We start from the raw sequence: 21,939 nt of genomic DNA, 5'->3' as shown, positions 1-21,939 counted from the left end.
GCAGGTCCGGGTGGCCGATAGGGTTTCCGACATGTCGCACACCGCCCACACGACACCCGCGTGGGTGATGAAACTCGTCGTCGTCACCGGGCTCGTCGGCGTCGCGGGCGGGATCGCCGGCATCGCGGTCTGGCTCGCCCTGCAGCTCATCCAGTTCGTCGCGTTCGGGTACCCGTTCGGCGGCCACCTCGAGGCCGCGGACGCTCCGTCGGGCCTGAACCGCTTCCTGGCGCTCGTCGCCGCGGGTGTGCTGACGGGCGTCGCCTGGTGGGCGATCCGCCGCTGGGGTCGACCCGTCGTGTCCGTCCCCGCCGCCGTCGGTGGCAAGCGGATGCCGTCCCTCGCCACGGTCGGCAACGCCGGCATCCAGATCCTCGCGGTCGGACTGGGTGCCTCCATCGGCAAGGAGGTCGCACCGCGGGAGATCGGCGCGTGGCTGTCCCAGCTCATCACCGCCAGGGCCGGCTTGACGAGGCGGGAGACCAAGATCCTCGTCGCCTGCGGCGCCGCGGCCGGTCTCGCCGCCGTCTACGACGTCCCGCTCGGCGGTGCGCTCTTCGCGGTGGAGGTCCTGCTCGGCGAGCTGACGTTCGCCACCGCGCTGCCGGCGTTCGCGACGAGTGCCATCGCGGCCTTCGTCGCCCGGCTCGCCATCCCGGACGAGGTGCTCTACCACGTGCCCACGACGCACCTCACGCCGTCGCTGCTCGTGTGGGCCGTGATCGTCGGACCGGTGCTCGGCTTCGCCGGTGTCGGGTTCGTGAAGCTCACGAACCGACTGCAGGGCCTCGCTCCGAAGGGCTGGCACCTCCTCGTGATGCTGCCGCTCGTCTTCGCCATGGTCGGTCTCATCGCCATCCCGTTCCCCGAGATCCTCGGCAACGGCCGCGCGCTCGGGCTCGACGCGATGAACACGTCGATGAACAGCGCCACGATGCTCGGGATGGCCCCGATCGTCGGCCTCCTCGTCCTCGGCATCATCCGCACGATCACCACCTCGGCGACGATCGGTGCCGGTGCCGTCGGCGGCACGCTGACCCCGTCCATCGCGATCGGCTCCGCGTTCGGTGGCTTTCTCGGCGGCGCGTGGATGCTGATGTGGCCGGCGGACGGCCCGAACCTGGTGTCGTTCGCGTTCATCGGTGCGGCCGCGTTCCTCGCGACGACCATGCGGGCGCCGTTCACCGCACTCGTGCTCGTCGTCGAGTTCACCCAGCAGGGGACCGACATCCTCATCCCCTCGTTGCTCGCCGTGTCGGGTTCGGTCGCCGTCGGCTACGTGCTCGCCCGCCGCCGCAGCGCCCAGATGACCTGACCGGTACGTCCGCGCCCGCTTGTCTCCGCCCGCTTGTCTCCGCCGGCTTGTCTCCGCCGGCTTGTCTCCGCGAAAGCGACAGGCTGCTGCCGAGTCCCGCCGGGAAACTGTCGCTTTGCCGGAAGAGACCGCATGCCGGCGCTGCAGACTGTCGCTCTGCCGGACGGCTCCCGCAGCATCGGCATACCATCGGCGGCAACACGCGGGGCGCACGGCTCCGCGCCGAACGTCAGGAGCAGACGATGGCCGGGTTCGACGACATCACGAAGAAGGCGCAGGACTTCCTCAAGGACAACAAGGTCCAGGACGCCCTGAAGAGCGAGCAGGCCGAAGGGATCAGCGACAAGATCCTCGACGGTGTCGCCGACGCCGTGAAGAAGGCCACCGGCGGCAAGTACGACGACAAGATCGACGGCGCGCGCGACACCGCCGACAAGCACGTCGGCAACGAGTAGCGCGAACCACGGTCGGACGGCCCTGCGGCGAACGGCCCTGGGCCGTCCGGCTGGACTCCTGGCGGAACAACGAGGACGATGGAGCGGTTGTCCCCGATGACAGCAGGAGGATCAAGCGCAGTGACGATCGTGGCACCGAACCAGCCGCTCACCGACGACCAGGTCGAGCGGATCAAGGCCGACTTCCCGATCCTGCAGCAGCAGGTGAACGGGAGGCCACTGGCGTACCTCGACTCCGGGGCCACCGCGGAACGGCCACGACAGGTGCTCGACGCCGAGCGGCGGTTCCTCGAACACGACAACGCCGCCGTGCACCGCGGGGCGCACACCCTCGCCGCGCTGAGCACCGATGCGTACGAGGACGCCCGCGCGACGGTCGCCGGGTTCGTGGGCGCCGCGAGCCCGAGTGAGATCGTCTGGACGTCGAACGCCACCGACGCGCTCAACCTCGTCGCGTACGGCATCGCGAACGCCAGCCGCGGACGCGGGGGAGCGGACGCCGAGCGCTTCCGGATCGGTCCCGGCGACGAGATCCTCGTGACCGAGGCCGAGCACCACGCGAACCTCGTCCCGTGGCAGGAGACCGCCCTCGCGACCGGAGCGACCCTGCGCTGGGTGCCCGTCGACGACCAGGGGTGCTGGACCGCTGCCGACGCGCTCGCGCTGATCACCGAGCACACGAAGGTCGTCGCGTTCGCGCACGTGTCGAACGTCACCGGCATGATCGCCCCCGTCGCCGAGGTCGTCGAGGCGGCACACGCCCACGGCGCGCTCGTCGTCCTGGACGCCTGCCAGTCCGCGCCGCACCGTCCCCTCGACGTGCAGGCGCTCGACGTCGACTTCGCGGCCTTCTCCGGCCACAAGATGCTCGGCCCGAACGGCATCGGCGTGCTCTGGGGACGCGGTGAGCTGCTCGACGCGCTCCCGCCGTTCCGCACCGGTGGCTCGATGATCACCACGGTGACGATGGAACACACCGACTTCATGCCGGCCCCCGAGCGGTTCGAGGCCGGGACCCAGCCCGTGTCGCAGGCCGTCGCACTCGCCGAGGCCGTCCGCTACCTGCAGGCGATCGGCATGGAGCAGGTCCGCGCGCACGAGGAGCACCTCGCCCAGCGCATGCTCGACGGCCTCGCCGCCGTCCCCGGGATCTCGGTCGTCGGCCCCGCTGCCGGTGTGCCGCGCTCCGGGCTCGTGTCGTTCGACGTCGACGGGGTGCACGCGCACGACGTCGCGCAGTACCTCGACGCGCAGGGCATCGCCGTCCGTTCGGGGCACCACTGCGCGCAGCCCCTGCACCGTCGACTCGGGCTCACCGCGACGAGCCGCGCGAGCACCTACGTCTACACGACCGACGAGGACGTGGACCGCTTCGTCCAGGCCGTCAGCGAGATCCGTGGGTACTTCGGAGCAGCGGGGGTGGACGCGTGAACACCCTCGACTCCCTGTACCAGCAGGTCATCCTCGACCACGCGAAGGCCCGGCACGGCGATGGCGAACTGCCGGACGCCGACGCGTCGCACTTCGAGCGGAACCCGACGTGCGGCGACGAGATCACCGTCAGCGTGCGGCTCGAACCGGGGTCCGACCGGATCGCCGGACTCGGATGGCAGGGCGACGGCTGCTCGATCTCGATGGCCTCGGCTTCGGTGCTCACGGACATGGCCGTCGGCCGGACCGTCCCGGAGTTCCTCGCGCTCACCGAGGAGTTCCGGACGATGATGCGCTCCCGTGGCGCCGGCAAGCCCGACGAGGACGTCCTCGAGGACCTGATCGCCTTCCACGGTGTCTCGAAGTTCGTCATGCGCGTGAAGTGCGGCATGCTCGCCTGGGTTGCGGCGGAAGCCGCCGCGCGCGAGGCGACCGCGGCCCGGTAGTCCACCAGAGATCGGACTGGAGGCTCGTGGCGGGGCCGCCACGAGCCTCCAGTCCGCATCATCGGTCGCGTCACGACAGGACGATCACCTTGCCGGCGATCCGGCCGGCCGCGCCCTCGGCGTGGAGCGCCGGCAGCTCGGCGAGCGCGATGCGCCGTGTGACCTCGACGGTCAGCGCACCCTGGTCGACGAGGGTCACCAGTTCGGCCAGCCGCTCCCGGTTCGGTTGGACGAAGACGGTCGCGGCGCGCACGCCACGGGACTCGTCACCCGGCGTGGCGATGAACGCGGTCGTGCTCACGACGATGCCACCGTCGTGGACCGCTGCGACGTCAGCCGCGAACTGCTCCGGATCGAGGGGCGCGAGGTTCAGCAGGACGTCCACCTGCCCGTCGAGTGCGCCGAGGACGTCGGCCTCGGTGTGGTTGACGACCTGATCGGCTCCGGCTGCCCGGACGTCGTCGGCGCTGCGCGGGCTCGCGGTCGCGATGACGTGGACGCCGGCGCGCTTCGCGAGCTGGATCGCGTACTTGCCGACGACGCCGCCGGCGCCGACGATCAGCAGTCGCTGCCCGGCGGTGAGCTGGCCGTCGTCGAAGAGCGCCTGCCACGCGGTGAGTGCCACGGACGGCAGCGCGGCTGCGTCGGCCAGGGGGATGCTCGTCGGTGCTGGCACCCATGACTCCGCCGGAGCGACGACGTACTCCGCTGCTCCGCCGTCGGCCTCCATCGGGAGGAACCCGATGACCGCGTCGCCGACGGCCAGTCCGGTCACTCCGTCACCGAGTGCGTCGACGGTCCCGGAGACGTCGTACCCGGGGATGTGCGGGAGCTGGATCGGGATGGGGAGGAACCCGGCCCGCATGCCGTTGTCGGCTGCGTTGTACGCGGATGCCGCGACCCGCACGCGCACCTGCCCGGCGGCGGGGGTGGGCTGCTCGACCTCGCCGTACCGGAGGACCTCGGGCCCGCCGACCTCGGAGAACTGGACTGCCTGCATGATCGTGCCTTTCGTCATGTGCTTCGAATTCGAAGTTGTTCGTAACGTAGCACTGCTTCGAATTCGAATCAACAGGTAGGATCGGACCATGACGGAATCGCCTGCCGCCCTCACGCCGACGCAACTCAGCGCCTACCTCGCCTTCACCGAGGTCGGAGCGCTGCTGCGCCCCGCGGTGGAGCGGCAGCTGAAGGACGTCGGGCAGCTCAGCTACGTGCAGTTCCAGCTCCTCGCACGGCTCGGCGACGCGCCGGACGGGCACCTGCGCATGACGGACCTGGCGGACGGCGTCGTCTACAGCCGGAGCGGGTTGACGTACCAGGCGCAGTTGCTCGAGCAGCGCGGGCTCGTCACCCGCGGACCGTCCCCGGATGACGAGCGCAGCACCGTCGTGACGCTCACGGCGGCCGGCCGCGATGTCCTCGCAGCGGTCTTCCCGGGGCACATCGCCACGGTGCACGGGCTGCTCTTCGCACACCTCACGGATGATGACGCCGCCGAGCTCGGCAGGATCCTCGGACGGGTCAGCGAGGAGCTCCGGGCGGCGCCGCCGCGGTCGGCGGTTCGACGCCGGGGGCGTTGACGCTCGGCTCGTCCCCCCCCCCCCCCCTCGTCCGGGGGACATGGCTGGTCCTCGATTCGTCCGACTGTCTGAGCGGACGAACAGGTCTAGCTTCTGTTGCGTGCGGCAACGTCGCCGCACATCGACGAATCGAGCATCATGCAACGACGGATGAAGCAGCTCGTCGCGATCGCCCTGAGCGCCGGTGTCGTGGGGGCACTGGCTCCGGCGATCTCGGCTCAGGCGGTCACCACGAGCGACACCCCCGACTTCGGGAGCAGCGTCAAGGTCTACGACCCCTCGGTGCCGGCATCGACCATCCAGGCCGACGTCGACGCCGCCTTCAACGCCCAGCTCCGCAACCCGAGCGCGCAGTTCGGATCGCAGCGGTACGCGTTCCTCTTCAAGCCCGGCAGCTACGGGCGTGTCTGGGCGAACCTCGGGTTCTACACCTCGGTCGCCGGGCTCGGGAAGAACCCCGACGACGTCACCATCAACGGCGCGGTCAACGTCGACTCCGGGTGGAACGCCGGCGACGAGAAGAACGCGACGCAGAACTTCTGGCGATCGGTCGAGAACGTGAAGATCGCACCGGAGGGCGGCACCGACCGGTGGGCGGTGTCGCAGGCCGCGCCGATGCGTCGCGTCCACATCGCGGGCAACCTGACGATGGGGCCGTCGAACCAGGACGGCGGACAGGGGTACTCCTCCGGCGGGTACATCGCCGACTCGAAGGTCGACGGCACCGTCACGAGCGGGTCGCAGCAGCAGTGGTACACCCGGAACTCCACGATCGGGTCGTGGCAGGGCGGCAACTGGAACATGACGTTCTCGGGCGTGAACGGCGCCCCGGCGAACGACTTCTCGAAGAGCTACACGACCCTCGCGACGACGCCGACCACGCGCGAGAAGCCCTACCTGTACGTGGACTCCTCGAACAAGTACCACGTGTTCGTGCCGTCGCTCCGGCAGAACTCCTCGGGTGTGACCTGGCCGAACACCGCGGGCACCGACATCCCGATGCGGAACTTCTACGTCGCGCACCCCGGTGACTCCGCGGCGACGATCAACAGCGCGCTGTCCCAGGGGCTCAACCTGTTCTTCACGCCGGGCACCTACCAGCTCGACGCGCCGATCAGTGTGACGCGGGCGGACACCGTCGTGACGGGCATCGGGTTCCCGACGCTCGTGCCGACGAAGGGCAACGCCGTCCTGACCTCGACGGACGTCGCGGGAGTGAACGTCTCGAACCTCGTCGTCGACGCCGGCACGCAGAACAGTGCCCAGCTCGTCCGGCTGGGCACCTCCGGCTCGCACGTCGACCACGCCGGCGATCCGCAGAGCATCCAGGACGTGTTCTTCCGCGTCGGGTCGAGCATCCAGGGGAAGGCCTCGACCACGCTGCAGGTGAACGCCGACGACACCCTCGTCGACCACATCTGGGCGTGGCGGGCCGACCACGGCGGCGCGGCGACCGGTTGGACGGTGAACACCGGCGCGACGGGCGTCGAGGTCAACGGCGACGACGTCCTCGCCACCGGGCTCTTCGTCGAGCACTACCAGCAGTACGAAGTCCAGTGGAACGGCAACAACGGGAAGACCATCTTCTTCCAGAACGAGATGCCGTACGACGTGCCGGACAACGCGTCGTGGCAGAGCCCGACCGGAGCCGGGTACGCCGCGTACAAGGTGGCGTCGACCGTCACGAATCACGAGATCTGGGGCGGCGGCGTCTACTGCTTCTTCAACACGAACCCGGCCGTGCACGCCGATCGTGCGTTCGAGGTCCCGCAGACGTCCGGCGTCCGTGCGCACGGACTGGTGACGGTCTCCCTCGGCGACACCGGCACCATCTCGAGCGTCATCAACGGCGTCGGGGGAGCGGTCCCGACATCGGCGGGCAACACGGCGCCCAACCGACTGGCGTCGTACAACTGAGGAGGTCCGAGGACATGACACGCAACAGGAAGCGCCGGACGGTCGCACTCGTGCTCGCAGGGACGGCCGCGGTCGCGCTCGGCGTCACACCCGCCGTCACCGCGAGCGGCCCGGCGAGCGCCGCGAACGGTGACGTCATCTGGTCGCAGGACTTCGACGGCGCTGCCGGGAGCGCACCGGACCGTTCGGTCTGGACGAACGAGACGGGAGGCGGTGGCTGGGGCAACAACGAGCTCGAGAACTACACGGACTCACGCGACAACTCGGCGCTCGACGGCCAGGGCAACCTCGTCATCACGGCGAAGCGCGAGGCCGACGGGTCCTACACGAGCGCGCGGTTGTCCACGCAGGGGAAGTACACACCCCGGTACGGCCGGATCGAGGCGTGCATCCAGATCCCGCGCGGGCAGGGCATCTGGCCGGCGTTCTGGATGCTCGGCTCGGACCTGCCCCAGGTCGGGTGGCCGAACTCCGGCGAGATCGACGTCATGGAGAACGTCGGCTACGAACCGGCGACCGTGCACGGCACGATCCACGGGCCCGGGTACTCCGGCGGGCAGGGGATCACGTCGAGCTACCAGCACCCGCAGGGGTGGTCGTTCGCGGACACCTTCCACACGTTCGCGGTCGACTGGAAGCCTGGATCGATCACCTGGTCCGTCGACGGAATCGACTACAAGACGGTGACGACGGCGGACACCGGCAGCAACCCGTGGGTGTTCGACAAGCCGTTCTTCATCGTGCTGAACCTGGCGGTCGGCGGGAACTGGCCGGGGTACCCCGACGGGTCCACGCAGTTCCCGCAGCAGATGAAGGTCGACTTCGTCCGCGTGATCGACAACTCCTGAGCAGTGGTCCGGCGGCGATGAGCGGTCGCCGCCGGACCCGCTCCGGCTGCGTCAGGCGGCGTGGCGGCCCAGGGTGATCCGCTCCTCCGGCAGATCGTGCAGGTCCCGCCCGCGGAACCACCGGAGCAGCCAGTCGGCGGGGGAGCCGGCCAGGTCGGCCGGCAGCGGTGAGCGGTCCGCGAGGAAGGTGCTGAACCCCGGTTCGTCCCGGACGTCGGAGTCGGACGGTGCGGCGAACGCCATGGCCCAGCCGTCGAAGCGGCGCGCGGTGACGGTTTCACGCGAGAGGGTCTTGACCTCGCGGTGCCGGGGGTCACGCTCGATCGCACGGAAGCGGTCCTCGACACTCCACGCCGGGCCCTCGAGGACCTGCAGGAACCGACCACCCTTCGCGAGCAGCAGACCGGAGACGCCGAGTGCATCGTTCCGCAGGCGTGCTTCCCGGAGCATCGCGACCAGGTCGGCATCGGTCATCTCGTCGGCGGCGACGGACATGTACACGAGTGAGGTCAGTGCAGTCATCACCACGAGTCTGTGTCCGGGAGCGCGCCGGTGCAACAATCGGCCGGATCGCGCGTTCGAGTGCGGACCCGGTGCCCCGACGCGGTGCGCCCGTCAGGTCAACGCCGTGAAGGACGCGTCCCGGACCAGGACGGACCCGGCCCCGTCGTCGACCTGCTGGTCGGGGTCGCTCGAGAGGCCGAGGGACCACGTCCCGCCACCGGGCTTCTCCGGCAGCGTGAACTCGACGGTCGTCTCCGAGGCGTTCAACAGCACCGCCACCGCGTCCGCCCCGTGCTCGAGCACGAGCATGACGGCCCGGTTGCCGGGGTCAGCCCAGTCGGCGTCCTCGAAGCCGGCGTTGTCCGCACGCAGGACCGAGACGGTCGAATCGGAATCGCCGGGTGCCGTGCGGTACCACTCGGGGCGCAGCGCGGCGTGCTGCTTGCGGAACGCGATCGCCGAGCGGGTGAAGGCCAGCAGGTCCCGGTCCGCCGCGGTCCAGTCGAACCACGAGATCTCGTCGTCGTGGCAGTACGCGTTGTTGTTGCCGCCCTGCGACCGGGCGATCTCGTCGCCGCCCAGGATCATCGGGACCCCGGCCGACAGCAGGAGCGTGCCGAGGAAGTTCCGGCGCTGCCGGTCGCGGTAGTCGTTCACCGCGCCGTCGTCGGTCGGCCCCTCGATGCCGCCGTTGAACGAGGTGTTGTTGCTCTCGCCGTCCTCGTTGTCCTCGCCGTTGGCCTCGTTGTGCTTCTCGGCGTACATCGTCAGGTCGGCGAGGGTGAAGCCGTCGTGCGCGGTCACGAAGTCGACCGAGCACACCGGTGCCCGCCGCGAGCCCTCGTACACGTCCGGGCTGCCCAGGAAGCGCTGGACCGCGTCACCGAGGACGCCCTCGTCGCCGCGCCAGAACGCGCGCATGTCGTCGCGGTACTTGCCGTTCCACTCCGACCACTCGGCCGGGAACCCGCCGACCTGGTACCCGGCGGTGTCCCACGGCTCGGCGATCATCTTCACCCCGCGGAGCACCGGGTCCTGGTGGATGATGTCGAGGAACGCGGAGCGGCGGCTCGCCTCGTTGTCCTGGCGGGTCAGCGTCGTCGCGAGGTCGAAGCGGAAGCCGTCGACGTGCATCTCCTCGACCCAGTAGCGGAGCGAGTCCGCGATCAGTCCGAGCGCGGCGGGGTGTGCGACGTTGAGCGAGTTGCCGGTGCCGGTGGTGTCGAAGTAGCTCGAGCCGTCGTCCTCGACCAGGCGGTAGTACGACGGGTTGTCGATGCCCTTGAACGACAGCGTCGGGCCCATGTGGTTGCCCTCGGCGGTGTGGTTGTAGACGACGTCCATGATGACCTCGAGACCCGCGGCGTGCATGGCCTTGACCATCTGCTTGAACTCCGCGACCTGCTGTCCGGCCGTACCCGAGGACGCGTACTCGTCGTGCGGCGCGAAAAAGCCGATCGAGTTGTAGCCCCAGTAGTTGCGCAGCCCCTTGTCGGCGAGCGTCGAGTCCTGCACGAACTGCTGCGTCGGCAGGAGCTCGACGGCCGTCACGCCCAGGTCGACCAGGTGCTTGATCGCCGCCGGGTGCGCCATGCCGGCGTAGGTGCCGCGGATGTCCTCGGGGACGTCGGGGTGCTGCTGCGTGAACCCCTTCACGTGCACCTCGTACACCACGGTGTCGGACAGGTGCGTGTCGGGACGGGTGTCGTCGCCCCAGTCGAACGTGCGGTCGGCGACCACGGACTTCGGCATCGCGCTCGCCGAGTCGGTCTCGTCGATCTGGTCCGGGTGCTCCATGTCGTGCCCGAACAGCGCCTGACCCCACTCGTAGGAGCCGTCGATCGCCGTGGCGTACGGGTCGAGCAGGAGCTTGGCGGGGTTGTGCCGCAGACCGTTCGCCGGGTCCCAGGGGCCGTGCACGCGGAAGCCGTAGCGGGTGCCGACGGTCACGTCCGGCACGATGTCGTGGAAGGTGTACCCGGTGCGGTGGGTGAGCTCGGTGCGGTGCTCGGTCCCGTCGTCGTCGAAGTGGCAGAACTCGACACGGTCTGCGGTGGTCGAGAACAGGGCGACGTTGGCGCCGCCGTCGACGAGCGTGACGCCGAGCGGTGAGCGCGAGGAACTGGTCATGGTGCAAGTTGTACCGGTACCCCGCTGAGCCCTGCGCGGATCCACGTACCCCGAGCCGGTCACCCGGATCGATCCGTCAGACACCGGACGGGAGGCTCGTGGCGGACACGGCCACGAGCCTCCCGTCCGGTGGCGGGTCAGGCGATGCGCACCACGAAGCCCACGGCGCTCCCCGCTCCGACCGGCCGATGGCGGAGTGACGACACCGAACGCGAGCGCGCCGACCCCGGGACGGCGACCAAGCCCGGATCCGTGGGCGCGTCGGACTGGACGAATTCGGCCGTGATCCGTTCGATGCGCTCGACCGTTCCGCTGATCCGGACCCACGACGGGTCATCGGGGGCTCGCGTGGCGTCCGCGTAGGTGTCGAGGGCGAGCGGGATCCGACGTCCGTCGGCGAAGAGCTCGGTGACCCATTCCTCGTCCATCGGGATCGTGTCCCACGCCACTCGCTCGCCGATGGTGAGGTCGAGGTGGTCCTCCTCGACCTGCCACCCGACCAGCCAGACGTCAGTCTGCGGCATCGCCCGACCGACGGCTCAGGAGGAGCGAGCGGAGGAACGCGACCACCGATGCGACGAGGGAGAGGCCGGCGACGACCACGGCGACCCGCGCGATCGAGCGTGCAGCGATCGCCGTGTCCCACTGGCTCTTCGTGGCGACGTAGGAGAAGTCTCCCTGGTGGAGCCACGGGAACGCGGGGGCCATCGGCCACGCGATGTGATCCGCGACGACGGCGACCAGCACCGCGACGCCGGCCGCGAGGAGGAGCACGAGTGCCGGGGCCTGGGGTCGGAGGCGCGCGAGCATGGGGAGACGCTACCGTTCCTGCTCGGTGAGTCGGCGGAGCAGTCGGAGGAGCGTCGTCCGCTCGTCGGTGTCGAGCGGTGCGAACAGCTCGTCGAGGACCCCTGCGGCACGATCCCGTCCGCCCTCGAGCGCTGCCCGACCTGTGTCGGTGAGCGAGTGCTCGATCCGGCGGCCACGGCCGGCGGTTCGGGCGATCAGCCCGCGTTCCACCATCCGCGCCGCGAGGGTGCCGAACGCCTGGTCGCTCTGGAACGTCTCCGTGGCGAGGTCGTGTCCCGATGCTCCCGGCAGCCGGTCGATCGCGCGCAGGGCGTCCCACTGCACGAGGCTCACGCCGACGTCCCGCAGTGCGGCGTCCATGGTGCGGTGGTTGCGGTACTGCGCCCGTTTGACCGCCTGCCCGAGCGCTTCCAGATCCGTCATCACGGTGTTACTGTATCAACATCCGTAGATAAACATGTTGAGATAGGCATCTGATGACCACTGGACAAACCGAAACCATCGCGCTCGTGCTCCACGGCGGCGGTGGTCCGCAGACAGTCGTCCCGATCGTCGACCACCTCGCCGCGACCATGCAGGTCCTCGCGCCGACCCACCCCGGCTGGAACGGCACCGTGCTCCCGGACGACGTGACCTCCGTCGCCGACCTGGCCGGCGTGTACCTGGAGCAACTGGTCATCAGCGGCGCCCGCGGGGTCGTGGTGGTCGGCTCGTCGATCGGCGGGTGGCTCGCGCTCGAGATGGCGATCGCGGCGGCGGGCAGCGAACGGTACGCGGGAGTGATCGGCGCCGTGGTGGACATCGACGGCGTCGGAGCCGTCGTCGACGGTGAGCCGATCGCGGACTTCTTCGCGCTGGACGCCCGCGGGCTCGCCGAGGCGGCGTGGCACGACCCGGAGCGGGGGTACGTCGACCCCGCCGGTCTGACAGCGGAGCAGCGAGCCGTGCAGCAGTCGAACGGACGCACGATGGCTGTCCTCGCGGGCCGCGGGATGGGCGACCCGACCCTCCTTGACCGCGCTGCGACGATCACCGTGCCGACGCTCGTCGTCTTCGGCGAGAGCGACCGCATCGTGACGCCGTCGTACGGTCGCGCCGTCGCCCGCGTGATCCCCGGTGCGGAGTTCGCGGAGGTCCACGCAGCCGGCCACCTCCCGCACCTCGAAGCCCCGGATCCGACCTGGGCGGCCGTCGACCCCTTCGTGGAACGGGTGCGCTGACCCGCTCGCTCCGACGACCGCTGTTCTGCCAAGGTGATCGCATGGCAGACCCCGTCGGCACGGACCCGGGTCCGGACCGGCACGCGGTTCCGATCCGCTGGTACCGAGCTGTGCCGGGCGTCGGGACGCCAGGCGGGCCGACGCTGCTCTGGCTGCACGGGGGCGGGTTCTTCCGGGGCGGCCTCGACCAACCCGAGGCACACGACGTCGCGCGGTCCCTGGCCGCGCAGGGCGTGACCGTCGCCACCGTCGACTACCGTCTGGCGCCGGTGCCGGGTACCGGGTGGGCGACGTCGCGGCCGCGCTACCCGGCGCCTCTCGACGACGTGCTCGCTGCGTACCACGAGGTGCACGCCGCATCACCCGGCGGCGTGGTCCTCGGCGGAGCGAGCGCCGGTGCGTGCCTCGCGGCGGCTGCGACACTCCGCGCGACGGACGAGGGCGTGCCTCCGGTGGGAGCCGTCTTCGCGTACGGCTTCTTCCACGCCACCCACCCCAGGAGCCGAGACACCCGCCTGCGGTCTCGTCGGCACCGCCGGATCACCCACGCGCCGTGGGCGCTGGACGTGATGAACCGCAACTACGCGGGGTCGAGGGGTGCGCTCGCCGATCGTCTCGCGTTCCCCGGCGGGCACGAGGTCGGAGCGTTCCCACGGACGCTCGTCGTCAACGCCGAGCACGACAACATGCGGGCGTCCGGTGACCTGTTCGCGGCGGAGCTCGCTGCCGCGGGGATCGACGTCGAGCACCACGTCCTCGCCGGGACGCGCCACGCGTTCCTGAACCGCCCGGGGCTCGAGGCCTTCGGCACGACGATCGCGTTGACCGCCGCCTGGTGTCAGCGGGGAACCGTCAGGTGAACCGGATCACCACGTCATCGTTCGTCACCTTGCGTGACGGTCAGACCTCCGGTCCGTAACGTCGCGATCGTGACGGACTCGACGAACCCGACCAGGCAGATCCGCTTCAACGCGTTCGACATGAACTGCGTCGCGCACCAGTCCTCCGGGCTGTGGCGCCACCCGCGCGACCGCTCCCGGAACTACCGCGACCTGTCGTACTGGACCGACCTCGCCAAGACGCTGGAGGGTGGCGCCTTCGACGGCATCTTCATCGCCGACGTCCTCGGCACGTACGACGTGTACGGCGACTCGAACGAGGCAGCGCTCCGGACGGGGTCGCAGGTCCCGGTGAACGACCCGATCCTCCTCGTCTCCGCCATGGCGTCGGTGACCGAGCACCTCGGGTTCGGGATCACCGCGGGGACCGCCTACGAGCACCCGTACCCCTTCGCCCGCCGCGTCTCGACGCTCGACCACCTCACGAAGGGCCGCGTCGGCTGGAACGTCGTCACCGGGTACCTGCCGAGTGCCGCGCGGAACATGGGGCAGACCGACCAGCTCAGCCACGACGACCGGTACGACGTCGCCGACGAGTACCTCGAGGTCCTCTACAAGCTGTGGGAGGGGTCGTGGGAAGAGGACGCGGTCGTCGAGGACCGCGCGACCGGGGTCTTCACCGACCCGGCGAAGGTGCACCCGATCGAGCACCACGGCAAGCACTTCGACGTCCCGGGCATCCACCTGTCGGAGCCGTCGGTGCAGCGCACGCCGGTGATCTACCAGGCCGGGGCATCACCCCGCGGGATCGCGTTCGCCGCCGAGAACGCCGAGGCGATCTTCGTCGGTGCACCGACCATCCCGCAGCTCGCCGCGACGGTGACGAAGATCCGCGACGCACTCGAAGCAGCCGGCCGCGACCGGTACGCCGCGAAGATCTACACGCTGCTGACGATCATCACCGACGTCACCGACGAGCTGGCGCAGGCGAAGTACGAGGACTACCTGTCCTACGCATCGGAGCTCGGTGCGCTGGTGCTCAACTCGGGCTGGATGGGCGTCGACCTGTCGCAGTGGGACCTCGACGAGCCGCTCGGCGACGTCGAGTCGAACGCCATCCAGTCGGCGGCTGCGAACATCTCCGCCGCGACCGGGTCCGACGGGTCGAAGTGGACGATCCGCGACCTCGCGCGGCACACGGCGATCGGCGGGCTCGGCCCGGTCGCGGTCGGCGGGGGAGCGACGATCGCGACGCAGCTGCAGGAGATCCAGGAGCAGACGGACGTCGACGGCTTCAACCTCGCCTACGCGGTCACACCGGGCACCTGGGAGGACGTCATCGAGTTCGTCGTCCCGGAACTCCGCGCGCGCGGCGCCTACCCGGAGGGCTACGAGGCCGGGTCGCTCCGGCACAAGTTGCACGGGCGCGGTGACCGTCTGCCGGAGGAGCACCGCGGTGCCGGCTACCGGATCGGAAGCGACGCGGTCGTAGGCTGACCGGGTGATCGAGTCCTCCGCCCTCGTCCGCGAAGCGAGGTCCGCGGAGATCGACGACTGCGTCGAGCTCTGGGTCGCGGCGGTCGCCCACCGTGACGGACGAACCGCGCCCGCCACGGTCGACCTCGACCCCGTCCTGGTCGCGGTCCGTGCCCGCGCCGAGGAGAAGTTCCGCGCGCCACGGGTCGCGTGCCTGGTGGTCCCCGGCGACGACGGGCGACCGGACGGCTTCGCCCTGCTCACCGCGCCCGGCACCGGCCGTCCGACGGACCCCGCCGACGCGGTGTACCTCTCGCTCCTCGCGGTGCGCCCCGGCGTGCAGGCCCGCGGCGTCGGACGAGCGCTCCTCACCGCCACCGTGCGAGCGGCTGCGGCGGCCGGGCACTCCCGGGTCGCCCTGCACGTGCTCGCCGACAACGACCGTGCGGTGCGGCTGTACGAGGCCGGCGGCTTCCGCCCGACCGGGACGGAGTTCCCGCACGCCGTGACCGGCATCGTCACCCGCACCTACGTCACCGAGCGGCACTGACGGAGCCATCCCGCGCACGTTCCTTCCCATGGCGAGCCGAATGGGAAGCGGAATCACGCGTTGGTGGCGGGAAGATCCGACCTCCTACGCGCGATCCGACCCCCGACGCGCGATTCCGCCTCCCACACACACCCGGGGTCAAGCCCGCCACTTCGGGCGCGGCGCGTGCTCCTCGTACGGCTGCGTCGTCGGGTAGGTGATCAGCTCCAGCGTCGACCCCCACGGCGTCCCGACGTACACGAACCGGTTCCCGTGACCGCTCTCGACCCCGCCGAGGTCCCGCGGCGCGGAGTAGCGGTGCCCGCCGGCCGTCTCCAGGCGCACCAGCGCGTGGTCGAGGTCGTCGACGTAGAACGCGACGTGCTGCCAGCCGAGGTCGCTGGCGCGGGCCGCCGGTCGCTGATCGGGCCCGTGGTACTCGAAGAGCTCCAGCCCCGGCCCGTTCGGCAACGCGAGCATCCGGAGCGCCCCCTGCGCCATCGTGTGCGGGATCCCGAGCCGCTGCTGGACGTCGGCGCCGACTCGGACGGGTTCGGCCCGCAGGAACCGGTCGTAGAGGACGGTCGCGTCGAGTCCGCACACGAAGAAGCCCGTGGCCTCGTCGATGTCGGGCACGGTCAGGCCGACGTGGTCGATCCCGCGGACGGACGGGATGACGGTGGCGTGGTCGGCACGTCGGCTGGCGGACGTGCGGGTGCGTGCGCGTGGTGCGGTGGTCGTCATCTGGCCGTCTCCCTTGCCATCGGCGGAACCTGCAAGCACCCAGCGGAGCCGCCACGGCCCGTCGCGACAAGCCGCAGTGAGCAGGGTTGCGGGTTCCCGCGTGGATCCTGCGGACGGGAGGCGCGGTGCGGGCCGGCACCGCGCCTCCCGTCCGGCGGTCGGCGCCACGCGCCGGGGGCGACGCGTCAGGCGTCGCGCTGATCGGGTTCCGGGACCGCGACGATCCGGTTCTGGTAGGCCCAGACGACGGCCTGCAGCCGCGACTGGACACCGAGCTTCGGGAGCATCCGCGCCAGGTGCGACTTCACGGTGGACACCTCGACGACCAGTGCCGTGGCGATGTCCTCGTTCGACATCCCCTGAGCGAGCAGCAGCAGGACGTCCCGCTCCCGAGCGGTGAGGACCTCGTCCGCGCGGTCGCCCGTGACGGGCTGCAGCCGGCGACGGGAGACGAACTCCCGGAGGACGCGGCGGGTCAGCGCCTGGTCGAGCGTCCCGTTCCCGGCCGCCACCTGCCGCACGGCGCCGACGATGACGTCCGGTTCGGCGTCCTTGAGCAGGAAGCCGCTCGCACCGGCCTCGAGCGCGCCGAACACGTAGTCGTCCAGGTCGAACGTGGTGAGCACGAGCACCGGGATGACGGGGTCTGCGCCGGGGCCGCAGAGTTCCCGCGCCACCGTGATGCCGTCGTGGACGGGCATCCGGATGTCCAGGCACGCCACGTCCGGTGCGGTGGTCCTGGCGAGTTCGAGTGCTTCGGCGCCGTCGGAGGCGACCGCGACGACCTCGATGTCGGGTTCGGCGTCGAGGAGCGCGGAGACACCGGCGCGCACGAGGGGCTGGTCGTCGGCGACGAGGACGCGGATCACCTCGCTCACCTGGTCTCCCGATCGAGTCCCAGCACGACGAGCCAGCCGCCGTCGTCGGACGGGCCGACCTGCAGGCGTGCACCGACGAGCTCCGCCCGTTCCCGCATGCCGCGCAGGCCGTTCCCGCCGGCGGCCGAGCTGTCCGGGACGCGGGCCGTCGCCGGGCCGTTCTCGATGCGGATCGTGAGGTGGTCGGCTGTCCGGTCGTCGATCCGGACGGTGCAGGGCGCGCCCGGGGCGTGCATGGCCGCGTTCGCGAGGGCCTCCTGCACCGTGCGGTACGCGGCGAGCTGCGCCAGAGGACCGACGCCGTCACCGAGGGGCCGACGGTCGGAGCCGGCGCGGACGTCGAGCTCGACGGTGCGGCGGTGCCGGGACCGTTCGACCAGGTCGACGATCCCGGGGACCGTCTCGACGAGCCGTTCGGCCGGGGCGTCCTCGCGGAGGAGCCCGACGAGCCGCCGCAGGTCGTCGAGCACCGCGGTACTCTGCGCCCGCACCTGCCTGACGCCCTCGTGGGCGCGCTCCGGGTCGCTGTCGATCTGCCGGTCGATCGCAGCGGACATGAGCGCGATGCCGGAGAGGTGGTGGGCGGCGATGTCGTGGAGTTCCCGTGCCATCGCCGCGCGCTCCCGGGCGATGGCCGCGTCGACCTGCGCGTCCTGCTGCCGGTCGACCGCGGTGGCCTCCGCGGTGCGGGCCGCACGGACGTCCCGGCGGGAGCGGACCACCAGCACGACGAGCATCGGCAGCCCGATCGCGCCGACTGCCTGCAGGACGCCCATGGCGATCCCGGTGGCCAGTCCGGTCGCCACGCTCGCCCGTCCGGCGCCGAGCACCGAGAACGCGAAGACCGTCTGCGTGACGACGATCGGTACGACGGTGGCGACGAGCGTCGGCCAGAGCCGGGCGAGCGGGACCCGGAGCCCTGCGAGGACCACGGCGACGACGATGGGCAGCATCGCGAGACCGGACAGGGTGCTCGGTGCGATCAGGACGAGGACGGCGGGCAGGACCGCGGTGACCAGCAGCGTGGTGCGTGGTGCGCGACGGGCGCGGAGCACGACGGCGGACTGCACGAGCATCCCGACCGCGAGCACGATCCACGGCCAGCTGAGGACGTCCGGGTAGCGGTACCCGGTGCCGTCCGGATCGGCACGGTCGAGGGGTGGGAGCCCGAACTGCAGTCCGATCGCGAGGGCTGCCGTGCCCACCGCGATCAGGACGTCCGTCCGCCGTGCGCGGGCCTCAGCGGGTGCCATCGTTCGATCCTACGAGGGCGGCGTCGCGCGCGGGGGCTTCGGTCGGCTCGGCGTCCGGGCGTCGTCGCGGGAGGCCGAGCCGGCCGCGGGTGGTGACGAGGATCGCGACGGCGGCGATCGTGGACAGGATCGTCAGGCCGGCCATCATCGTCCCGGCGGTCATGCCCGGGTACATGTCGGCCCACAGTGTGCTGATCGTGTTGTTCACGCCGACGTGCAGGAGCAGTGCGAGCGGCAGGCTCTCGCCCGTCCGGTTGAACACCCAGATCATCACGACGTTGAAGGTGATCGTGAAGGCCGCGAAGACGAGCGGCTCCGTCCAGTGCGCGTTCGGCCAGCCGCCCCAGTCGCTGAGGTACAGCGGCATGTGCCAGAGCGCCCACACCGGCCCGAGGACCGCTGCGGCTCCCAGCGGACCCACCTTCGACTGCAGCCGGGGGAGCGCGAAGTCGCGCCAGCCCGGTTCCTCGGAGAGTCCGGTCGTGAACAGCTGGATGACGAGGCCCGGCACCAGCATCGCCACGGCCGTCCACGAGGGCGCCTGGACCTGGCCGCCGGAGAACAGCAGGCCGGACGCGACGATCACGGCAGGGACACCGACGAGCGCCAGGGCGTACCAGGGCCACGCGACCCGCCACCGCCAGAGCCGCCCGACCCAGCGGCGGAGTCCGGCGCGGCCGTCGGCGAGCGCCGTGACCAGGAAGGCGCTGCCGAGCGGGCCGAGCAGTGCGCCCGGGAGCACCCCGGTGAACTGGGCGGTGCCGAGGAACTCCGGGAAGTGGAGGTCCCAGACGCCGAGCCCGTGCGGGGACAGGATGTACGGGATCCACGCGAGCCAGCTGAGGGCGAGCGCGAGGGTGAAGAACGTGCGGATCGGGTACCGGGCGACGACGCCGCGGATGCCCTGGACTTGGGTGTTCGTCATGCCCTCGACGCTAGGAATCGCGGGAGCGCCGGACGACCCGCAGAGGGAGGGTCCTGCCGGACTTGCATCGAAGGGTGCAAGCGGGTGGGCCCCTAGCGCACCGGCGTCCAGTCCGGGAACGTCGCGGATCGCCCGTCGCCCGACGACCGCCGGGTCACGCGCCGCTGCACCCAGGGCAGGACGTGCTCGCGGTAGTAGCGGAGTTCCTCGGCGAGGCGTTTCGGTCCGGTCCGCGCCGGTGCGGGCTCGGTCGGTGCCGGGCCGTCCTCGATCGCGTGCAGGGCGAGTTCGGCGACGCGCTGGTGTCCGGACGGGTTCATGTGCAGCCGGTCGGCGGACCAGAACTCGGCACGCTTCAGGTGCGGGTCACGGGAGACGTCGACGAAGGGCAGGCCGTGACGGTCGGCGAGGTCGGCGACGGCATCGGCCCACGCGTCGCCGCGGAAGTTGATGAGGTGCCCGAGGGGGAGCCCGGCGCTCGGGTCCGCCGGGCTCAGGAGCGCGAGACGGATGCCCCGGTCGCGGACCTTCGCCGCGGCGCGCTCGAGGGGGTCGATGAGCGTCCGGACGTCGAACCGCGGGCGCAGCAGGTCGTTGCCGCCGGCGCAGAACGTGATGAGCGTCGGCGCCGGGTCGAGCGCGAGTGCGACGTCGAGCTGCCCGTCGAGGACCCCGGCGAGCAGCCGTCCGCGCACGGCGAGGTTGGCGTAGGAGACGTCCGCGTCGAGCTCCCGGGCCATGCCGCTCGCGAGTCGGCCGGTCCAGCCCGGGAACGGGACGGCACCGTCGTCGCCGATCCCCTCGGAGAAGCTGTCGCCGATGGCGACGTACCGGATCGCGTCATGCATGTCGCCATCTTCCTGCACACTCCTGTGCAGGTTCCTGGCGCTGGAACGGGCGTTTCAGGACCGGTGTCGCGTCACACGGTCGTTACACGGGGGAAACGGTGGGGACGAACGCGGTCCGTAGCTTTCTGCACAAGCAAGCACCGCCCCCGCTTCCCACTCCCATCGGAGGACGCCATGGCAACAGAGACCGCGGCACCCGTCGCAGCGCCCCACGCCCCCGTCACGTCGGATGCCCTCGCCGGCGCCGGCGTCATCAAGCCCGGGTACGACCCCGCCCTCACCAACGAGGACCTCGCTCCGCTCCGCAAGCAGTCGTGGACGAGCTACAACATCTTCGCGTTCTGGATGTCCGACGTGCACTCGGTCGGCGGGTACGTCACCGCCGGCTCGCTCTTCGCACTCGGCATCGCCAGCTGGCAGGTGCTCATCGCCCTCGTCGTCGGCATCCTCGTGGTGCAGGTCTTCGCGAACCTGGTGGCGAAGCCGTCCCAGCGCACCGGTGTCCCGTACCCGGTGATCAACCGCGCGGTGTTCGGCGTCCTCGGGGCGAACGTCCCCGCCATCATCCGCGGCCTCATCGCGATGGCCTGGTACGGCGTGCAGACGTTCCTGGCCGCGCAGTCGCTCAACATCATCTTCCTCAAGTTCATCCCCGCGTCGGCCGGCCTGCTGGAGCACTCGTTCCTCGGCCTCTCGGCGCTCGGGTGGATCTCGTACGCGATCCTCTGGGTGGCGCAGGCGGCCCTGTTCTCGATGGGCATGGAGGCGATCAAGAAGTTCATCGACTGGGCCGGCCCGGCGGTGTACGTGGTGATGATCGCGCTGGCGATCTACCTGGTGAGCCGTGCGGGCATCGGGAACATCTCGCTGAACCTCTCAGCAGGGGAGCCGCTGTCGTTCGGCGCGAGCATCCCGGTGATGCTGTCGGCGATCGCGATCGTGGTGAGCTACTTCTCCGGCCCGATGCTGAACTTCGGCGACTTCTCCCGGTACGGCAAGTCGTTCCAGGCGGTCAAGCGCGGCAACATGTGGGGGCTGCCCGTCAACTTCCTGTTCTTCTCGATCCTCACCGTGCTGTGCGCCAGCGCGACCGTCCCGGTGTTCGGCAAGCTCATCACCGACCCGATCGAGACCGTCCAGGCGATCGACGCCCCGTTCGCGATCCTGCTCGGCGGCCTCACGTTCGTCACGGCGACGGTCGGCATCAACATCGTCGCGAACTTCATCAGCCCCGCGTTCGACTTCTCGAACGTCGCCCCGCGGAAGATCAGCTGGCGGATGGGCGGCATGATCGCCGCCGTCGGCTCCGTGCTCCTCACCCCGTGGAACTGGTACGGCAACGACCAGGCGATCCTCTACACGCTCGGCGTGCTGGGCGCCCTGATCGGCCCGTTGTTCGGCATCCTCATCGCCGGGTACTACCTGGTGTCGAAGCAGCGCGTGGCCGTCGACGACATGTACACGAAGGACACCGCTGCACGGTACTGGTACCGCGGGGGCTTCAACCCGAACGCCATCTGGACGCTCGTCGGCACCGGCGTGGTCTCGGTCGCCAGCGCGGTGCTGCCGCCGGCCCTCGGCGTCCTGCCGTGGCTGAGCAACTACAGCTGGTTCATCGGCTGCGGCCTGGGTCTCGTGGTCTTCTGGGCACTCGAGCGTGCTCGGCCGAGCATGCCGGTCCTGGACGCCGACGACCCCACGGTCGACGACGGCGCCGCCATCGGCCGAGCCTGAACCGCGGCACCACAGCACCACAGAACCACCGCTCCACCCGCTCCACTGCTCCAC

General features: G+C 70.7%; 23 protein-coding genes. 12 read left to right on the top strand and 11 right to left on the bottom strand.

Translation table 11 applies throughout. The features are described 5' to 3' along the window. Positions 1-31 precede the first annotated feature (31 nt). From AAEP80_RS16490 to sufU, 4 genes are all read left to right on the top strand, one after another. The gene (locus AAEP80_RS16490; RefSeq protein ID WP_420365166.1) at positions 32-1,315 is read left to right on the top strand and encodes a chloride channel protein; all 1,284 of its coding nucleotides are present in this window, start codon (positions 32-34) and stop codon (positions 1,313-1,315) included. Positions 1,316-1,557: 242 nt separating this feature from the next. After that, complete coding sequence (locus tag AAEP80_RS16485; RefSeq protein WP_413601362.1) at positions 1,558-1,770, top strand: antitoxin; 213 nt, start codon at positions 1,558-1,560, stop codon at positions 1,768-1,770. Between the two features lie 96 nt (positions 1,771-1,866). Then, positions 1,867-3,201 (top strand): aminotransferase class V-fold PLP-dependent enzyme, encoded by a 1,335-nt coding sequence (locus AAEP80_RS16480; RefSeq protein ID WP_420365165.1) that lies wholly within the window; start codon positions 1,867-1,869, stop codon positions 3,199-3,201. After that, complete coding sequence (gene sufU, locus AAEP80_RS16475; RefSeq protein WP_420365164.1) at positions 3,198-3,647, top strand: Fe-S cluster assembly sulfur transfer protein SufU; 450 nt, start codon at positions 3,198-3,200, stop codon at positions 3,645-3,647. The genes AAEP80_RS16480 and sufU overlap by 4 nt, the downstream gene beginning before the upstream one ends. 70 nt (positions 3,648-3,717) lie before the next feature. Here sufU and AAEP80_RS16470 read toward each other — a convergent pair whose 3' ends face one another. Next, positions 3,718-4,647: an NADP-dependent oxidoreductase gene (locus tag AAEP80_RS16470; RefSeq protein WP_420366884.1), complete on the bottom strand. Its 930-nt coding sequence runs from the start codon at positions 4,645-4,647 to the stop codon at positions 3,718-3,720. An 88-nt stretch (positions 4,648-4,735) separates the two neighbouring features. On the opposite strand from AAEP80_RS16470, the gene AAEP80_RS16465 reads away from it, so the two are divergent. From AAEP80_RS16465 to AAEP80_RS16455, 3 genes are all read left to right on the top strand, one after another. Next, positions 4,736-5,230 carry a MarR family winged helix-turn-helix transcriptional regulator gene (locus AAEP80_RS16465; protein ID WP_420365163.1) on the top strand — a complete coding sequence of 165 codons (495 nt, stop codon included), beginning with the start codon at positions 4,736-4,738 and terminating at the stop codon, positions 5,228-5,230. A gap of 150 nt (positions 5,231-5,380) precedes the next feature. After that, positions 5,381-7,147: a hypothetical protein gene (locus tag AAEP80_RS16460; protein ID WP_420365162.1), complete on the top strand. Its 1,767-nt coding sequence runs from the start codon at positions 5,381-5,383 to the stop codon at positions 7,145-7,147. A gap of 14 nt (positions 7,148-7,161) precedes the next feature. Continuing rightward, positions 7,162-7,995: a glycoside hydrolase family 16 protein gene (locus tag AAEP80_RS16455; RefSeq protein WP_420365161.1), complete on the top strand. Its 834-nt coding sequence runs from the start codon at positions 7,162-7,164 to the stop codon at positions 7,993-7,995. A 51-nt stretch (positions 7,996-8,046) separates the two neighbouring features. On the opposite strand, the gene AAEP80_RS16450 is transcribed toward AAEP80_RS16455, so the two are convergent. From AAEP80_RS16450 to AAEP80_RS16430, 5 genes are all read right to left on the bottom strand, one after another. After that, entirely contained in the window at positions 8,047-8,517 is a 471-nt protein-coding gene (locus AAEP80_RS16450; protein WP_420365160.1) for a BLUF domain-containing protein, read from the bottom strand. Between the two features lie 93 nt (positions 8,518-8,610). Beyond that, positions 8,611-10,629, bottom strand: coding sequence for a glycogen debranching protein GlgX (gene glgX, locus AAEP80_RS16445; protein ID WP_420365159.1), 2,019 nt, complete (start codon positions 10,627-10,629; stop codon positions 8,611-8,613). A 137-nt stretch (positions 10,630-10,766) separates the two neighbouring features. Then, on the bottom strand, positions 10,767-11,153 hold the full coding sequence (locus AAEP80_RS16440) for a DUF6578 domain-containing protein (protein WP_420365158.1): 387 nt from the start codon (positions 11,151-11,153) through the stop codon (positions 10,767-10,769). Then, on the bottom strand, positions 11,140-11,439 hold the full coding sequence (locus tag AAEP80_RS16435; protein WP_420365157.1) for a hypothetical protein: 300 nt from the start codon (positions 11,437-11,439) through the stop codon (positions 11,140-11,142). The genes AAEP80_RS16440 and AAEP80_RS16435 overlap by 14 nt, the downstream gene beginning before the upstream one ends. Before the next feature lie 9 nt (positions 11,440-11,448). Beyond that, a complete protein-coding gene (locus AAEP80_RS16430) occupies positions 11,449-11,862 on the bottom strand; it encodes a MarR family winged helix-turn-helix transcriptional regulator (RefSeq protein ID WP_420365156.1) in 414 nt (137 codons plus the stop codon). 53 nt (positions 11,863-11,915) lie between these two features. Here AAEP80_RS16430 and AAEP80_RS16425 point away from each other — a divergent pair, with 53 nt between their 5' ends. The 4 genes from AAEP80_RS16425 (at position 11,916) to AAEP80_RS16410 (ending at position 15,524) form a co-directional block, all read left to right on the top strand. Beyond that, positions 11,916-12,659, top strand: coding sequence for an alpha/beta fold hydrolase (locus AAEP80_RS16425; RefSeq protein WP_420365155.1), 744 nt, complete (start codon positions 11,916-11,918; stop codon positions 12,657-12,659). Between the two features lie 41 nt (positions 12,660-12,700). Then, on the top strand, positions 12,701-13,519 hold the full coding sequence (locus AAEP80_RS16420; RefSeq protein ID WP_420365154.1) for an alpha/beta hydrolase: 819 nt from the start codon (positions 12,701-12,703) through the stop codon (positions 13,517-13,519). A gap of 69 nt (positions 13,520-13,588) precedes the next feature. Then, on the top strand, positions 13,589-14,995 hold the full coding sequence (locus tag AAEP80_RS16415) for an LLM class flavin-dependent oxidoreductase (protein WP_420365153.1): 1,407 nt from the start codon (positions 13,589-13,591) through the stop codon (positions 14,993-14,995). 4 nt (positions 14,996-14,999) lie between these two features. Further along, on the top strand, positions 15,000-15,524 hold the full coding sequence (locus tag AAEP80_RS16410) for a GNAT family N-acetyltransferase (protein ID WP_420365152.1): 525 nt from the start codon (positions 15,000-15,002) through the stop codon (positions 15,522-15,524). A 138-nt stretch (positions 15,525-15,662) separates the two neighbouring features. On the opposite strand, the gene AAEP80_RS16405 is transcribed toward AAEP80_RS16410, so the two are convergent. The 5 genes from AAEP80_RS16405 to AAEP80_RS16385 form a co-directional block, all read right to left on the bottom strand. Continuing rightward, complete coding sequence (locus AAEP80_RS16405; protein ID WP_420365151.1) at positions 15,663-16,247, bottom strand: VOC family protein; 585 nt, start codon at positions 16,245-16,247, stop codon at positions 15,663-15,665. A gap of 185 nt (positions 16,248-16,432) precedes the next feature. Then, positions 16,433-17,116, bottom strand: a complete 684-nt coding sequence (locus AAEP80_RS16400; RefSeq protein ID WP_420366883.1) for a response regulator — start codon at positions 17,114-17,116, stop codon at positions 16,433-16,435. Between the two features lie 5 nt (positions 17,117-17,121). Next, the gene (locus AAEP80_RS16395; protein ID WP_420365150.1) at positions 17,122-18,378 is read right to left on the bottom strand and encodes a histidine kinase; all 1,257 of its coding nucleotides are present in this window, start codon (positions 18,376-18,378) and stop codon (positions 17,122-17,124) included. Further along, positions 18,365-19,303 carry a type II CAAX prenyl endopeptidase Rce1 family protein gene (locus tag AAEP80_RS16390; protein ID WP_413601377.1) on the bottom strand — a complete coding sequence of 313 codons (939 nt, stop codon included), beginning with the start codon at positions 19,301-19,303 and terminating at the stop codon, positions 18,365-18,367. Before AAEP80_RS16390 ends, AAEP80_RS16395 begins: the two co-directional genes overlap by 14 nt. 92 nt (positions 19,304-19,395) lie before the next feature. Further along, positions 19,396-20,151, bottom strand: coding sequence for an SGNH/GDSL hydrolase family protein (locus tag AAEP80_RS16385; protein ID WP_420365149.1), 756 nt, complete (start codon positions 20,149-20,151; stop codon positions 19,396-19,398). A gap of 174 nt (positions 20,152-20,325) precedes the next feature. On the opposite strand from AAEP80_RS16385, the gene AAEP80_RS16380 reads away from it, so the two are divergent. Further along, complete coding sequence (locus AAEP80_RS16380) at positions 20,326-21,885, top strand: NCS1 family nucleobase:cation symporter-1 (RefSeq protein ID WP_281265262.1); 1,560 nt, start codon at positions 20,326-20,328, stop codon at positions 21,883-21,885. Positions 21,886-21,939 lie beyond the last annotated feature (54 nt).

Source organism: Curtobacterium sp. L3-7 (assembly GCF_048756585.1).
Lineage (GTDB): Bacteria > Actinomycetota > Actinomycetes > Actinomycetales > Microbacteriaceae > Curtobacterium.
This window is presented reverse-complemented; position numbering and strand designations above follow the sequence as displayed.